We start from the raw sequence: 12,845 nt of genomic DNA, 5'->3' as shown, positions 1-12,845 counted from the left end.
AACCGCCCCCGCGCTCATGGGTGTTGGCGGTGGTCCTGGTTCCGCACCCGCCAGGCCCGCACCAGCAGGAAGAGCCCGATCAGCGCGGCCGCCACGCCCAGCACCGCGTACTGGCCGTGGCCGGACATGGCCGAGCCGTTCATCGCGCCGGTGCCCTGCGCGATCCAGACCGCGCCCAGCACGACGAGGATGATCCCGCCGATACCGCGGACCAACATGGTCACTCCATTCCTCGCAACGGTACGTCCGCGGCGGTACCCGCCCGCGTTCACCGCTCAGCTTCGTCCCGTTCGGCGCGGCCGGGGCGGTCGAAAACCTTACGGAACGGGAACGTCGTACCGACCGGAGTGCTGGAGTGAAGGGGCGCCGGGGGCGTCAACTGTTCGCCGCGGCCCGCAGGATGAGCCTGGTGATCACTTCCGGGTGCGTCACGAGCGACAGGTGGCCGGAGTCGACCTCGATGGTCGTGGCGTTCATGCGACGGGCCATGAAGCGCTCCAGCTCGGGGTCGATGGTGCGGTCGTTCTTCGAGACGGCGTACCAAAACGGCTTCCGGTGCCAGGCGGCGACGCTCGTGGTGGACGGCGCGGTCGAGAGCAGCGCCCTGGCCTTCGGCAGTCTGCTCCTCGGCGGCAGGCTTGCCGACCTCTTCGGGCGGAAGTCTGTCCATCCACGGGGTCAGGGTCGAGGACGCCGGTGTCGCCTCCGCGGCGGTCAACACGATGCAGCAGGTCGGCGGCGCCATCGGCACCGCCCTGCTCAACACCCTCGCCGCGAGCGCCGCGACCGCCTACCTTGTCGGCAAGGCATCCACCCCGGCCACCGTGGCCCAGGCCCAGTTGCACAGTTACTCGACCGCGTACTGGTGGTCGGCCGGCCTCTTCGCCGCGGGCGCCGTGATCGCCGCGCTCATGTTCCACAAGGGCCGTCCCGTGAGCGGCGAACCGAGCGGCCCGATCGTCCACATGTGACCGGACTCCCCTTGTCCGTACGTCAGTTGGCCCACGGCGCGACGATGCGGGTGCCGTCGGCCAGATCGGCCTCCAGGCCGATGGTCGTGGTGACCCAGGTGATCACGGTCCGGTCGGTGGGGTTCTCGGCGCCGAAGGTCGCGCCGGGGTTGATGATCAGCGTGTCACCCGCACCGACCCGCTCGGTACGGCCGTCGAGCGTGATCACCAGCTCGCCTTCGAGGATGTGCAGGATCTCCTCGTGATTGACGGTGTGCAGGGGCGCCTTGGTGCCGGCGGGGATCTCGCCGCGCCAGGCACACAACTCCTTGCTGCCGGTGCGGGGATGGGCGTACGAGACGAAGCGGGCGCCGTGGATCTCGTGGACGACGGCGTCGGACGGGTGGACGACGGGCACGACTGCCTCCAGATGCAGATAGTCAAGCTGCTTGACCATATGCCCATCATGGTCAAGCAGCTTGACCGGTTCGTCAAGGGTGTTTCAATGCCGTCGTGGAGAACTCCGAGGCCATCGCCCTGACCGCCGCTCTGCTCGCCGCCGCGGGTGACCTGACGAAGCGCATCAACGACGGGGTCGTGGCCCGCGGGTTCGAGGGAGTGCGGCCCGCGCACGGCTTCGCCTTCGTGCGCCTCGCCCCGGACGGCGCGACGGCCACCGATCTTGCCGCGCACCTCGGCATCACCAAGCAGGCCGCCAGTCAGCTCGTCGACGAGCTCGTGCGGAAGGGGTACGTCGAGCGGCGCCCGCATCCCGGTGACGCGCGTGCCCGGCTGGTCGTGCTCACGGAGTTGGGCTGGGCCTGTACGCGAGCCGCGGAGGAGGCCGCCGCCGATGCCGTGCAGTCCTGGGTCGAACTGCTCGGCGAGAGTGAAGTGCGCGTGTTGTGTGACCGTTTGCGGCGTATTGCGCCCTACGGTCCCCTCAGGCCTGCCTGGTGACCGGTTGTCACTGAAAGTTTTTACTGACGCGTAACTTCACACTTCACCTACTCGCTCGTAACTTGACGAGTGAACAGCATTCTTGTGATCCGGATCACAGGGCGTAAGGCCGTCGCAACTCCCTTGAGCCGCAAGGAGATCACACGATGCTGCCCTGGAAACGAGTGCTCAGACCCCTGACCGCACTGCTGCTGACCGCCGCGGTCGTCGCCGTCCCCGCCGCCACCGCCCAGGCCTCGACCGCGTCCAGCAGCGGCTGGAACGACTACGACTGCCGGCCCTCCGCCACCCACCCCCACCCCGTCGTCCTCGTCCACGGCACCTTCGCCAACAGCACCGACAACTGGCTGGCCCTCGCGCCGTACCTGGTGGCCCGCGGCTACTGCGTCTTCTCCCTCGACTACGGCCAACTCCCCGGCGTCCCCCTCGTCTACGGCCTCGGCCCCATCGACAAGTCGGCAGAACAACTCCAGACGTACGTCGACACGGTGCTCGCCGCGACCGGCGCGGCCAAGGCCGACCTCGTCGGGCACTCGCAGGGCGGGATGATGCCCCGCTACTACCTCAAGTTCCTCGGCGGGGCCGCCAAGGTGAACACCTTCGTCGGCATCGCGCCCGACAACCACGGCACCACCCTGGACGGCCTCACCAAACTCCTGCCGTACTTCCCCGGCGCCGAGGACGTGATCTCGGCGGCGGCTCCCGGCCTCGCCGACCAGATCGCCGGCTCGGCCTTCCTCGCCAAGCTGAACGCGGGCGGCGACACCGTCCCCGGCGTCCACTACACGGTCATCGCCACCCGCTACGACGAGGTGGTCACGCCGTACAGCAGCCAGTTCCTGAGCGGGTCCGACGTGCACAACGTGCTGATCCAGAACCTGTGTTCAGTCGATCTCTCCGAACACGCCCTGCTCGGGCTGACGGACCGGATCGCCTTCCACGAAGTCGCCAACGCCCTCGACCCCGCGCACGCCACCACCACCAACTGCCTGTCGGCACTGAGCTGATGGCACACCGCGGGGCCTGTCCGACCTGAGCCGCCGGACAGGCCCCGCCCCCTGCACAGCCGTCCTAACGGCCGTGCCGTCCACCGCCGTTGGTCGCGCGACGGCGGACCGAGGCGAACAGGGCTGTCGCGCCGAGTGCCAGGGAGGCCGCGCCGCCGATGACGAGATACGGCGAGCTGTCGTTGGCCCCGGTCTCGGCGAGATCGCGTGAACTGCCCGCCGTCTGCGGTTCGTTGGCCTCGGCGGTGGCCTGATCCTTCGCGGCGACCGGCTCCGCCGAGGTGCTCGCGTCCGCGTCCCCGTGGCCGTGGTGCTCGACGGTCGACTTGTCGGCACCGGCCGCGATCTGCTGGTTGGACGGGGCGGAGGCGGTGGGCGCGGGAGTGGCGGGAGTGGCCGGGGCGGGCGTCGGCGTCGAACTGCCCGCCGTACCACCGCTGTTGCTGCCGCCACTGCCACCGCTGCTTCCGCCGAAGCTGACGTCCGAGCAGGAGTAGAACGCCTCCGGGCTGTCCGAGCGCTGCCAGATCGCGTACAGGAGCTGCTTGCCGGAGCGCTGCGGAAGGGTGCCGGAGAAGGTGTAGAAGCCGCCCGCGGCGACCGGGTCGGTGGAGGTCGCGACCGGGTGCTCCAGGTCCAGGTCCGCCCAGGCGAGCGGCTGCGCGGGGTCGTAGCCGGACTTGGTGACGTACACCTTGAAGGTGCCTTTGTGCGGGGCGGTCACGCGGTACTTGAAGGTGTACGGGCCGCTGCTCACGTCGGTCGCCGGCCAGTCGGTGCGGGCCAGGTCGAGGCCCTTGAACTCCTCGTTGTTCGCGCTGCACAGCTTGCCGTCCGGGATCAGCGTCTGATGCTGTCCGTTCGCGTCGCCGATCCGGATGCCGTTCCAGTCGTAGAGCGCCTGTGTGCCACCGGCCGCGACCACCGCCTTGCACGCGGCAGACCTCGGGTTCTCCGGCCCCTCCGCGTAGCACTGCGCGACCCGGCTGACCGGGTTCCCCATCGAACCGTGCGCCGCCGCGGGCGCCGCGGCGAGCGCGGTCAGCGCGAGAGGGGTCAGACCGAGGGCGGCGACAGCGGCGGCCTTGCGGCGTGCGGGCATGACGGACTCCAACTCCTCGGACGGTTCGCGGTGCGGGGGACAGATCCCGTGGGGGTGATCAGAAGCTAGCCCCTGGAAACCGCGAAATCGCCTGCTGGGGAGGGGAGAGGGAGATCCTTATGGTGGTGTTAAGGCAGGGCTAACCGAGGGCTCAGGGAGGGACGGCTCGGGGAGCCCGGAGAGGTGTTGAGGATGAGCGGGCCGGAAGAGGTTCGCGCGGCCGTCGCCACCGACGTGCCCGCCGTCAAGGGTGTGACCGACATGGCGTACCGCCACTACATCGCGCGCATCGGTGTGGTGCCGCAGCCCATGGAGGCGGACCACATGGCGAATGTTGCCGCCGGGCGGGTGTTCGTGACGGGCGACCCCGTGATCGGACTCGTGGTGATCGAGGAGCGCGACGATCACCTGTTTCTCGACAGCATCGCCGTCCACCCCGAGGCACACGGCAGGGGCGTCGGGCGACTGCTCCTGGACTTCGTGGACGCACGCGCGCGTGCGCTCGGGCTGCCGGAAGTCAGGCTCTACACGAACGCGCTGATGTCGGAGAACCAGGAGATCTACCCGAAGTTCGGGTACGAGGTCGTCGCGCGGCGCACGGACGGGCCGTACGACCGCGTCCACTACCGGAAGCGGCTCGACTGACCGGTGCCGGACCGGGCTCAGCCGTCCGGCCACCAGGTGCGGGCGATGTCCTTTCGGACCTCGGGGCGCTCGGTGGGGCGCTCGTCGGGCTCGTCCCGCACGCGGCGGGTGTCCGACTTCTTCAGGGGCTTCTGCACGGTCACGCGGCGCATGGCTGCCTCCTTGTGTCCACCCGGGTCCGTGTTCTCACGAGGTGGACCGTTCCCGGGAGGGTGACTCATCGGCGCGGGTCTGTCTGTGGCGGCTGTCACGAATTCGACTGTCAGTGGTGGGTGTCACGCTTGGCGCATGAGTGAACCTGTAGCGAACTTCGACTGGGATGCGCAGGCCGCCACCTTCGACGAAGAGCCTGATCACGGCCTGCGCGACCCGGAGATCCGCCGGGCCTGGGCCGACCGGCTGCGCGCCTGGCTGCCCGCCGGCGCGGCCGACGTCCTCGACCTCGGCTGCGGCACCGGCACCCTGTCGCTCCTCGCGGCCGAGCAGGGGCACCGGGTCACCGGCGTCGACCTCTCCCCGGCGATGATCGACCTCGCCCGCGCGAAGCTGGCCGGCCGTGACGCGGCGTTTCTCATCGGTGACGCGGCGGCCCCACCGGTGGGCGAGCAGCGCTTCGACGTCGTCCTCGTCCGGCATGTGCTGTGGACGCTGCCCGACCCCGCCCGGGTCCTGCGGCACTGGTGCGATCTGCTCCGCCCCGGCGGCCGGCTCGTGCTGATCGAGGGCCGCTGGGGGACGGTCGGCCCGGTCGGCATCCCCGCCGACCGCCTCACCGGCCTCCTGGCACCCCTGATACCCGCCGCCACCGGGCACGTGCGCGTGGAGCGGCTGTCCGAGGACCCGCTGCTGTGGGGCGGGGCCGTGGCCGACGAGCGGTACGCGGTGGTGGCCGTGCCGTAAGCCCGGCCCGCCCGCCGTCATACCGTGACCCGGCCCGCCCGCCGTCACACCGGCAGTGAGCCGAGCGTCACGCGAGCAGCGCGTCGAAGCCGCCTTCACGGGCCAGCCCCTCCAGCTCGTCGAGCGCCGCCACGGCCGCCGCCGCGGCCATGGGGTCCGACTCGGCCAGCCCGCTCTCCGCGAACTCGTCCTCGTCCAGGCGCCGCACGTCCGTGCCGTCCGCGGAGCGCCACAGGTCCAGATCGAGGTCTTCTACGACGAGTTCGGTACCGGAGAGCGCGGCGGGGCGGGTGATGTCGCAGTACCAGCCCTTCAACTCCCCGGCGCCGTCCCGGACTTCCTTCACCGCGTACCAGCGGTCCCGCCAGTAGTACTCGGTGAACACGTCACCGGGCTCGAACCGCACGAAGCCGAAGTCGCGGACGTCGGCACCGGACCACGGGGCGCGGACGGCGAGGCGGACGCCGTCGTCGAAGAGCAGCTCCGCCGCGTAACGGATCTTCGTACGGCCCGCCTTGAGGAGGACGACGTCCAACTGGGGGGTGGGATCAGGTGAGTTCACGGACATAGCGCACCTCCGCGGCGCAGATTTCGTAGCCGAGCCATGTGTTGATCGCGAGCATCGGCGCGTTGCCGGTGTCGTTGCCCGTGAACGCATCCGCGTATCCGGCGGCGCGGGCGCGGTGCAGTGAGTCGTTCTTGGCGAGCTTGGCGAGGCCCCGGCCGCGGTGGGCGCGGGCGGTGCCGGTCATGGCCGTGAAGTAACGCGTGCTGCCGTCCGCGCGGACCGCGCTGAAGGCCGCCGGGCGTCCGTCGACGACGGCCACGGACGTCAACTCGGCGCTGAACAGGGGGTGTCGCCAGGTCTCGTCCAGCCAGGCCTCGTAGTCGGTGAACTCGGTGTCGATGTCGCTGGGTTCGTCCAGCGTCGCCTCCGAGTCCAGGGCGAACAGGGGGCGCGGGTCGTCGGAGAAGGCCGAGCCCGGGCGGATCTCCACGTCCGGCGGCGGGTCCTGGAGCGGAGGCAGCGTGCCGTGCGCCAGGTCCAGCCGCAGGAAGCGCGCGGAACGGCTCGCCGTATAGCCGAAGCGCTCGGCGAAGGCGCGGTTGGCCGGGTCGTCCAGGACCCAGGAGTGGAGCCGGGTGGCGCCCGCGGCGGCCAGGTGTTCCTCGGCGGTGCGGACCAGGAGCCCGCCCGCGCCCCGGCGGGTGTGCCCCGGGCGCACATGCACGTTGACGAAGCCCTGGCCCGGCTCCGGGCTGTCGTAGGCGATGCCCACCTGGGCCGTGCCGATGATCTCGCCGTCCTCCTCCGCGAGCAGCCTGCGCAGCGCGGCCTCCGGATGGGCGTGGGCGATGTCGAAGACGACGGACTCCGGGGTGAACACCATGAAGGGGAGGACGAGGCGGCGGACCTGGACGAAGCCGTCCAGGTCCGCTCGGACGGCGGGGCGAAGGTCGCGCACGATCACGGTCATGGAGTCGCACGCTACGTCGCGGCCGTGCCGGAGTGCCTCTCATTTTCCGGGGGTGCGTTCGCCGCCGGGTGCGGGAGAATCGGGCCGTGACCCTGAAGATCCACATCGATGACAGCGCCGCGCCCTACGAGCAGATCCGCGCCCAGATCTCGGAGCAGGCCCGGTCCGGAGCCCTGCCGGTCGGCTACCGGCTGCCCACGGTACGGGGGCTGGCCGAGTCGCTGGGCCTCGCCGCCAACACCGTCGCCAAGGCGTACCGGGCCCTGGAGGCGGACGGGGTGATCGAGACGCGGGGCCGCAACGGAACGCTGGTCGCTGCCGCGGGCTCGGCGGCTGAGCGTGAGGCGTCGTTGGCCGCGCAGGCCTATGCCGAGAAGGTTCGGCGGCTGGGGCTTACGGAGGGGGATGCGGTGGCGGCCGTGCGGGATGCCCTGCGGGCGGCCTACGGGGAGGGCTGAGGGGAGTTCGGCACCGCCGTGATCCGCCGTTGCGGCGGAGACAAAAGACCAGCGGAAGTACGGGCGGTGCCTACAAGTACAACCCCGCGTCCGCCCCCTCCCGCTGGTCCGGTACCGACGTCGGCTGGGTGCCCCGGCGCAGTGCGTACAGCTCCGCCAGGGTCGCGCCCTCGCGGCCGACGCCCTCCTCCGTGCCGAGCCAGTTCACCGCCTCCTTGCGGGTGAGCGCGCCCACCTCGATACGGGCCAGACAGCGGCCGGGGCGGACCACGGCGGGGTGGAGACGCTCCAGGTCCTCGTTGGTGGTGACGCCCACCAGCACGTTGCGGCCCTGGCCGAGCAGGCCGTCCGTCAGGTTCAGCAGACGGGAGAGGGCCTGGCCCGCCGTGTGCTTCGCCTCGCCGCGGATCAACTCGTCGCAGTCCTCGAGGAGAAGGAGCCGCCAACGCCCCTTCCCCGTCGTGTCGTCCTCGCCGATCGCGATGTCCATCAGATAGCCGACATCGTTGAACAGCCGCTCCGGGTCCAGTACGCAGTCCACCTGACACCAGTCCCGCCAGGAACGGGCCAGCGTGCGCAGCGCCGAGGTCTTGCCGGTGCCCGGCGGTCCGTGCAGCAACAGCAGCCGGCCCGCGATGTCCTCCGGCGTCGTCTTCATCAGGCTGTCCATCGCCTCCGCCACCGGGCCCGTGTAGTTGGGGCGCACCTCGTCCCACGTACCCGCCGAGATCTGCCGGGTCGTACGGTGCGGACCGCGCCGGGGGGAGACGTACCAGAACCCCATCGTCACGTTCTCCGGCTGCGGTTCGGGTTCGTCGGCCGCGCCGTCGGTCGCCTGCTCCAGGACCTTCTCGGCGAGTTCCTCGCTGGTCGCCGTGACCGTGACGTCGGCGCCCCGGTTCCAGCGGGAGATCAGCAGGGTCCAGCCGTCGCCCTCGGCCAGCGTCGCGCTGCGGTCGTCGTCGCGGGCGGCGCGCAGCACGCGGGCGCCCGGCGGGAGCAGGGTCGCCCCGGACCGTACGCGGTCGATGTTCGCCGCGTGCGAGTACGGCTGCTCGCCCGTCGCGAAGCGGCCGAGGAACAGCGCGTCGACGACATCGGACGGGGAGTCGGAGTCGTCGACGTTGAGCCGGATCGGCAGCGCGTCGTGCGGGTTAGCGGACATGGGGCCATGATCCGGCACGACGACGCCGTGTGCACCCGCTTTCCGCAGTGCGCCCCCGAGTGTCGGCTCCGCCCGGTCCACCCGATGTGTCCGCTCCGTGTCGGCCGTGTATCTCCTTGGTCCTGGTCGCGCCCGCTCGGTGCCGGCGGCGGCTGTTCTCGGGCATCTCCGTAAAAACGTTCCCCGGAGGCGCCTGCTGCCTCCGGGGAAACGGTCGTTCGGGTGGGGCGGGTGAGCGTTACGGGACGATCTTCAGCAGCTTGTTCGGCGACCCGGTGCCCGCGCTGGTCACGACACCCGAAGTGGCGCCGTTCACCAGGGCCGTGGCGACCTGGGCGGGCGTGGACGAGGTGTGGCCCGCGAGATAGACGGCGGCGGCGCCCGCCACGTGCGGGGTCGCCATCGAGGTGCCCGACAGGGTGGCGGTGGCGGTGTCACTGGTGTTGTAGCCCGCCAGGATCGAGGAGCCGGGCGCGAAGATGTCCAGCACCGAACCGTAGTTGGAGTAACTGGCCTTGGCGTCCGTGCTGGTGGTGGCGCCGACCGTGATCGCCGTGGCGACCCGGGCGGGGGAGTACGAGGAGGCGTTGGCCGCGCTGTTGCCCGCCGCGATCGCGTAAGTCACCCCGCTGGAGATGGAGTTGGCGACCGCGGTGTCGAGCGTGGTCGAAGCGCCGCCGCCGAGCGACATGTTGGCGACCGCCGGGGTGGTGTGGTTCGAGGTCACCCAGTCGATGCCCGCGATCACACCGGCCGTCGTACCCGAACCGCTGTTGTCGAGCACCCGGACCGCCACGATGTTCGCCTTCTTGGCGACGCCGTACGTCGAGCCGGCGATCGTCGTGGCCACATGGGTGCCGTGGCCGTTGCCGTCGGAGGCGGTGGTGTCGCCGTCGACCGCGTCGTAGCCGTACGCGGCACGACCGCTGATCTGGGTGTGGGTGATCCGCACCCCGGTGTCGATGACGTACACGGTCACGCCGCTGCCCGCGCTGTCCGGGTAGGTGTACGTCCCCGAGAGCGGCAACGCGGCCTGGTCGATGCGGTCCAGGCCCCAGGGCGCGCTGGACTGCGTGGTGTCGGTCAGGTGGACGCGCTGGTTCTGCTCCACCGCGGCGACGGCCGGATCGGCGGCGAGTCTCGCGGCCTCGGTCGCGGAGAGGCTCGCCGTGTAGCCGTTCAGCACCGTGCCGAAGGTCTTCTGGACCGTGCCGCCGTACTCCTTGACCAGTCCCTTGCCCGCGGCCGAGGACGCTTTGAGGCCGGCGCTCTTCTTGAGGGTGACGATGTAGCTGCCGTCGACGGCTGTGGGGGAGCCGGCGGCCAGTACCGTGCCCGTGGCCGGGGCGGCCTGGGCGGGGAGTGCGGTGAGCCCGCCGACGAGAGCGGCCGTGGCCGCGCCGGTTATCGCGGCCAGCCGGAGCTTCTTGCTACGCAGGAGTGCCATTACGAGGGAGTCCTCCTCCAGGCGGCGCGCGCCCGGGTCCGGCGCGCGACTGTGGGGGTGCGCACGCTGTCGCGCGCACAACCCTGGAGCGTTGCGTTCCGCACCAAGGCTGAGCAAAGCCTGGGTCATGAACCGGTGTGGTTCAAGGGAGTTGACGGCCTGTCACAGAGCTGTCATGAGCACGTAATCAATCACTCCGTCAGCCTCTTCATTGGCATGCACACTTCCCGGCAATGCGCGTAGTTGGTACGACAGTTGTGGCAGAGATCCTGCTAAGGGAGGTTCCATGAGACGTTCCCGATTTACGGCATACGTGACCTCGCTCCTCCTCGCCGCCGGCCTCGCCCTCACCGGGGCGATGACGGCGCAGGCGTCCCAAGTCGCCGCCGCCGGCGGCTATGTGGCCCTCGGCGACTCCTACTCCTCCGGGGTCGGCTCGGGCAGCAAGATCAGCTCCAGCGGGTCCTGCGACCGCAGCACCAAGGCCTACCCCTACCTCTGGGCGGCCGCGCATTCACCCTCGACGTTCGACTTCAAGGCCTGCTCGGGCGCTCGTACGGGTGATGTTCTCGCCAACCAGCTCGGCACCCTCAGCGCCTCCACCGGCCTCGTCTCGATCAGCGTCGGCGGCAACGACGCCGGCTTCACCGACGTCATGACGACCTGCGTCCTGCAGTCCGACAGCTCCTGCCTCACCCGGATCGCCACCGCGAAGGCGTACGTCGACTCGACGCTCCCCGGCCTCCTCGACAAGGTCTACTCGACGATCAGCGCCAAAGCCCCCGCCGCGCACGTGGTCGTGCTCGGCTACCCGCGCTTCTACAAACTCGGCACCACCTGCCTCGGCCTCTCCGCGACCAAGCGCTCCGCCATCAACGGCGCGGCCGACTACCTCGACGCCGCCCTCGCCAAGCGCGCCGCCGACCACGGCTTCACCTTCGCCGACGTACGCACCCCGTTCACCGGCCACGAGATCTGCTCCGGCAGCTCCTGGCTGCACAGCCTCAACCTGCTGAGCATCACCGAGTCGTACCACCCGACCGCGGGCGGCCAGTCCGGCGGCTACCTACCGGTGTTCACCGGCGCGGCCTGACGTCTCACCCATCAGAGGGTGAGGCCGAGTCCGACGCGGAGGCCCCGTCCGACGGGGTCTCCGCCACGCAAGTCACCGAGAACGGCACCGAGTTGGACGTCGTCTTCACCGGGGTGCGGATCTCGACGCTGATCTCGTTCGAGAACGTCCCGCTGTTCGAGTACGTCGTCAGGAACACCCGGTCCTGCTTGGTCTTCCCGCCGCCCGACGGGAACGACAGCGTCTTCCAGCCGGGGTTGGAGACCGAACCGGTCTTCGTCACCCACCGATAGGACACCTCCGCCGGCAACTTCCCCACGGTGATGCTCGCCGTGAACGTCGGCGCCTTCGCGGTCGGCGGCGGACAACTGCCCGAGTACTCGGTGTTGGCGCCGTCCACCGTCACCCGCACCGACTGCGGTGCCGAGGAGGACTTGCTGGCGCTCGGGCTGGGCGTCTCGCTCGCGGCCGTGGTCTCGCTGCTGGCACTGGGCGAAGTCGTGTCCGAGGGCTGGCTCTTGGGAGTGCTCGTGCCCGGCCCCGCGTTGTTGTCCCCGTCGTTGTTCCGGTTCATCAGCGCGTACGTCAGCCCGCCGATCGCCACGGCCAGCGCGACCAGGCCCGCGATGATCACGACGGCCGCCCGCCGGTTGCCGTGCGGTTCGTCCTGGGCCGTCGGCGTCGAGTAGGAGGCGGGCGGCGGCCCGAAGCCCTGCACCGGCGTCCGCGAGTCCCGCTGCCCGTAGGTGTCCTGCGGGGAACCCGCCATCGTCGGTGTGTACGGCGTCGTCGGCGCCGTGGACGCGCGCGGGGCACCGCCCGCGGCGACCAGCCGCAGATCCTGCTCCGCCTGCTCGGCCGAGAGCCGCTCGGCCGGGTCCTTGCGCAGCAGCCCCTCGATGACCGGGGTGAGCGGTCCCGCCAACTGCGGGGCCGGCAACTCCTCGTCGACGATGGCGCGCAAGGTGCTCAGCGGGGTGTTCTGGCGGAACGGCGAATGGCCCTCGACCGCCGCGTACAGCAGCACGCCGAGCGCCCACAGGTCGGACTCGGGACCCGGTGTACGGCCCAACGCCCGCTCCGGGGCGAGGAATTCGGGCGAACCGATGACCTCGCCGGTCATGGTGAGCGCCGAACTGCCCTCCACCATCGCGATACCGAAGTCGGTCAGCACCACCCGGCCGTCGTTCGACATCAGCACGTTGGCCGGCTTCACATCGCGGTGCAGCACCCCGGCGTCGTGCGCGGCCCGCAGCGCGGCGAGCACCTCGGCACCGATGTGCGCGGTCCGCTGCGGCGTCAACGGGCCCTCGGCGTCCAGGAGATCGGCCAGGGACACGCCCCGCACCAGCTCCATGACGATCCACGGGCGGCCGTCCTCCGTCGCCACGTCGTACACCGTCACCACGTTGCGGTTGGCGACCCGCGCCGCCGCCCACGCCTCGCGCTCGAGACGGGCGTACATCCGCTCCACGTCGTCGGACGCCAGCCCGCTCGGCGCGCGCACCTCCTTGACGGCGACCTCGCGTTGCAGCACTTCGTCGCGGGCCCGCCACACCGTGCCCATCCCGCCCTCACCGAGGGGGGACAGGAGCCGGTAGCGGCCCGCGATCACACGTTCAGTGCCCGGCTCTTCGGGCATGGGTTACTCCCATTCGCAT

At 70.7% G+C, this 12,845-nt stretch carries 17 protein-coding genes; 7 read left to right on the top strand and 10 right to left on the bottom strand.

What is annotated here, in order from left to right:
* Positions 1-14: 14 nt before the first annotated feature.
* Both OG223_RS12855 and OG223_RS12850 read right to left on the bottom strand, forming a co-directional pair.
* The gene (locus OG223_RS12855; protein ID WP_329246772.1) at positions 15-218 is read right to left on the bottom strand and encodes a hypothetical protein; all 204 of its coding nucleotides are present in this window, start codon (positions 216-218) and stop codon (positions 15-17) included.
* Positions 219-375: 157 nt separating this feature from the next.
* Positions 376-600 carry an alpha/beta fold hydrolase gene (locus OG223_RS12850; RefSeq protein WP_443073835.1) on the bottom strand — a complete coding sequence of 75 codons (225 nt, stop codon included), beginning with the start codon at positions 598-600 and terminating at the stop codon, positions 376-378.
* 38 nt (positions 601-638) lie between these two features.
* On the opposite strand from OG223_RS12850, the gene OG223_RS12845 reads away from it, so the two are divergent.
* Positions 639-971 carry a hypothetical protein gene (locus tag OG223_RS12845; RefSeq protein ID WP_443073710.1) on the top strand — a complete coding sequence of 111 codons (333 nt, stop codon included), beginning with the start codon at positions 639-641 and terminating at the stop codon, positions 969-971.
* Between the two features lie 22 nt (positions 972-993).
* Here the strand turns inward: OG223_RS12845 and OG223_RS12840 are convergent, their stop codons facing one another.
* Positions 994-1,368, bottom strand: coding sequence for a cupin domain-containing protein (locus OG223_RS12840; protein ID WP_329265244.1), 375 nt, complete (start codon positions 1,366-1,368; stop codon positions 994-996).
* Between the two features lie 95 nt (positions 1,369-1,463).
* Here OG223_RS12840 and OG223_RS12835 point away from each other — a divergent pair, with 95 nt between their 5' ends.
* Positions 1,464-1,910, top strand: a complete 447-nt coding sequence (locus OG223_RS12835; protein WP_329246767.1) for a MarR family winged helix-turn-helix transcriptional regulator — start codon at positions 1,464-1,466, stop codon at positions 1,908-1,910.
* 146 nt (positions 1,911-2,056) lie between these two features.
* Entirely contained in the window at positions 2,057-2,917 is an 861-nt protein-coding gene (locus OG223_RS12830; protein WP_329246765.1) for an esterase/lipase family protein, read from the top strand.
* Positions 2,918-2,981: 64 nt separating this feature from the next.
* Here OG223_RS12830 and OG223_RS12825 read toward each other — a convergent pair whose 3' ends face one another.
* Complete coding sequence (locus OG223_RS12825; protein ID WP_329246762.1) at positions 2,982-4,019, bottom strand: lytic polysaccharide monooxygenase; 1,038 nt, start codon at positions 4,017-4,019, stop codon at positions 2,982-2,984.
* A 192-nt stretch (positions 4,020-4,211) separates the two neighbouring features.
* Between OG223_RS12825 and OG223_RS12820 the strand changes: the two genes are divergently transcribed.
* On the top strand, positions 4,212-4,664 hold the full coding sequence (locus OG223_RS12820; protein ID WP_329246760.1) for a GNAT family N-acetyltransferase: 453 nt from the start codon (positions 4,212-4,214) through the stop codon (positions 4,662-4,664).
* A gap of 17 nt (positions 4,665-4,681) precedes the next feature.
* Here the strand turns inward: OG223_RS12820 and OG223_RS12815 are convergent, their stop codons facing one another.
* Positions 4,682-4,816, bottom strand: coding sequence for a hypothetical protein (locus OG223_RS12815; RefSeq protein ID WP_267953737.1), 135 nt, complete (start codon positions 4,814-4,816; stop codon positions 4,682-4,684).
* A 136-nt stretch (positions 4,817-4,952) separates the two neighbouring features.
* Between OG223_RS12815 and OG223_RS12810 the strand changes: the two genes are divergently transcribed.
* Complete coding sequence (locus OG223_RS12810; RefSeq protein ID WP_329246753.1) at positions 4,953-5,564, top strand: class I SAM-dependent methyltransferase; 612 nt, start codon at positions 4,953-4,955, stop codon at positions 5,562-5,564.
* A 67-nt stretch (positions 5,565-5,631) separates the two neighbouring features.
* On the opposite strand, the gene OG223_RS12805 is transcribed toward OG223_RS12810, so the two are convergent.
* Both OG223_RS12805 and OG223_RS12800 read right to left on the bottom strand, forming a co-directional pair.
* Entirely contained in the window at positions 5,632-6,132 is a 501-nt protein-coding gene (locus OG223_RS12805; RefSeq protein WP_329246751.1) for a DUF402 domain-containing protein, read from the bottom strand.
* Positions 6,113-7,042, bottom strand: coding sequence for a GNAT family N-acetyltransferase (locus OG223_RS12800; RefSeq protein WP_329246748.1), 930 nt, complete (start codon positions 7,040-7,042; stop codon positions 6,113-6,115). The genes OG223_RS12805 and OG223_RS12800 overlap by 20 nt, the downstream gene beginning before the upstream one ends.
* An 86-nt stretch (positions 7,043-7,128) precedes the next feature.
* On the opposite strand from OG223_RS12800, the gene OG223_RS12795 reads away from it, so the two are divergent.
* Positions 7,129-7,500: a GntR family transcriptional regulator gene (locus OG223_RS12795; RefSeq protein ID WP_329246745.1), complete on the top strand. Its 372-nt coding sequence runs from the start codon at positions 7,129-7,131 to the stop codon at positions 7,498-7,500.
* Between the two features lie 70 nt (positions 7,501-7,570).
* Here OG223_RS12795 and OG223_RS12790 read toward each other — a convergent pair whose 3' ends face one another.
* Entirely contained in the window at positions 7,571-8,665 is a 1,095-nt protein-coding gene (locus tag OG223_RS12790) for a DUF5925 domain-containing protein (RefSeq protein ID WP_329246742.1), read from the bottom strand.
* Between the two features lie 238 nt (positions 8,666-8,903).
* Complete coding sequence (locus OG223_RS12785; RefSeq protein WP_329246739.1) at positions 8,904-10,112, bottom strand: S8 family peptidase; 1,209 nt, start codon at positions 10,110-10,112, stop codon at positions 8,904-8,906.
* Positions 10,113-10,398: 286 nt separating this feature from the next.
* On the opposite strand from OG223_RS12785, the gene OG223_RS12780 reads away from it, so the two are divergent.
* Complete coding sequence (locus OG223_RS12780) at positions 10,399-11,205, top strand: SGNH/GDSL hydrolase family protein (RefSeq protein ID WP_329246737.1); 807 nt, start codon at positions 10,399-10,401, stop codon at positions 11,203-11,205.
* A gap of 4 nt (positions 11,206-11,209) precedes the next feature.
* Here OG223_RS12780 and OG223_RS12775 read toward each other — a convergent pair whose 3' ends face one another.
* Positions 11,210-12,826, bottom strand: a complete 1,617-nt coding sequence (locus OG223_RS12775; protein WP_329246733.1) for a serine/threonine-protein kinase — start codon at positions 12,824-12,826, stop codon at positions 11,210-11,212.
* Positions 12,827-12,845 lie beyond the last annotated feature (19 nt).

It is taken from the genome of Streptomyces sp. NBC_01478, assembly GCF_036227225.1.
Classification (GTDB): domain Bacteria; phylum Actinomycetota; class Actinomycetes; order Streptomycetales; family Streptomycetaceae; genus Streptomyces.
Note: the sequence above shows the minus strand (reverse complement) of the source record. Positions and strands in the feature narration are given on the sequence as shown.

Bases quoted from the DNA above. Each gene is read 5' to 3' on its own strand.
- OG223_RS12855 (WP_329246772.1), bottom strand. From the start codon at position 218: ATGTTGGTCCGCGGTATCGGCGGGATCATCCTCGTCGTGCTGGGCGCG.
- OG223_RS12830 (WP_329246765.1), top strand. From the start codon at position 2,057: ATGCTGCCCTGGAAACGAGTGCTCAGACCCCTGACCGCACTGCTGCTG.
- OG223_RS12825 (WP_329246762.1), bottom strand. From the start codon at position 4,019: ATGCCCGCACGCCGCAAGGCCGCCGCTGTCGCCGCCCTCGGTCTGACC.
- OG223_RS12820 (WP_329246760.1), top strand. From the start codon at position 4,212: ATGAGCGGGCCGGAAGAGGTTCGCGCGGCCGTCGCCACCGACGTGCCC.
- OG223_RS12815 (WP_267953737.1), bottom strand. From the start codon at position 4,816: ATGCGCCGCGTGACCGTGCAGAAGCCCCTGAAGAAGTCGGACACCCGC.
- OG223_RS12810 (WP_329246753.1), top strand. From the start codon at position 4,953: ATGAGTGAACCTGTAGCGAACTTCGACTGGGATGCGCAGGCCGCCACC.
- OG223_RS12805 (WP_329246751.1), bottom strand. From the start codon at position 6,132: ATGTCCGTGAACTCACCTGATCCCACCCCCCAGTTGGACGTCGTCCTC.
- OG223_RS12800 (WP_329246748.1), bottom strand. From the start codon at position 7,042: ATGACCGTGATCGTGCGCGACCTTCGCCCCGCCGTCCGAGCGGACCTG.
- OG223_RS12790 (WP_329246742.1), bottom strand. From the start codon at position 8,665: ATGTCCGCTAACCCGCACGACGCGCTGCCGATCCGGCTCAACGTCGAC.
- OG223_RS12785 (WP_329246739.1), bottom strand. From the start codon at position 10,112: ATGGCACTCCTGCGTAGCAAGAAGCTCCGGCTGGCCGCGATAACCGGC.
- OG223_RS12780 (WP_329246737.1), top strand. From the start codon at position 10,399: ATGAGACGTTCCCGATTTACGGCATACGTGACCTCGCTCCTCCTCGCC.
- OG223_RS12775 (WP_329246733.1), bottom strand. From the start codon at position 12,826: ATGCCCGAAGAGCCGGGCACTGAACGTGTGATCGCGGGCCGCTACCGG.